This is a genomic window from Escherichia sp. MOD1-EC5950 (genome assembly GCF_002965345.1).
Taxonomy (GTDB): Bacteria; Pseudomonadota; Gammaproteobacteria; order Enterobacterales; family Enterobacteriaceae; genus Escherichia; species Escherichia marmotae.
This window is the reverse complement of the sequence record NZ_PTSR01000172.1, coordinates 1-304: the sequence shown is the minus strand read 5'-3', so window position 1 is coordinate 304 and position 304 is coordinate 1. Positions and strand designations below refer to the sequence as shown.

Below are 304 nucleotides of genomic sequence, written 5' to 3'. Positions count from 1 at the left end.
TTTGTGGGCTGTTCATTTACCCTGGACAGTCAGTGCGGCAGGTTGTGGCTGTATCAGCCCCCGGCGACAGGGACTCATACGGGTGTGTGGCACCCGGCAGGCAATGAGCAGGGGCCCGCCGCAACGACGAAGAGCGCGGTTTGCGAAACGGCGTTGCCCCTTACATCCCGGCGGCCTTTTGCCGGGATGCCAGGAGCGCAGGCCACGGCGCGACAGAGGCGGCGCGACCGGAACGGTCGCTGCAAGCCGGGGGTTCGCGTCAGGGATGGAAGCCCGCCAGGGCGGAGACAGCTTCGCTGGCTCC

Annotated in this window: 1 pseudogene; it reads left to right on the top strand. The window is 67.4% G+C overall.

From position 1 onward, the window contains the following. Positions 1 to 103: 103 nt before the first annotated feature. A pseudogene (locus BEA93_RS25430) lies at positions 104 to 304 on the top strand (hypothetical protein); the annotation flags it as partial.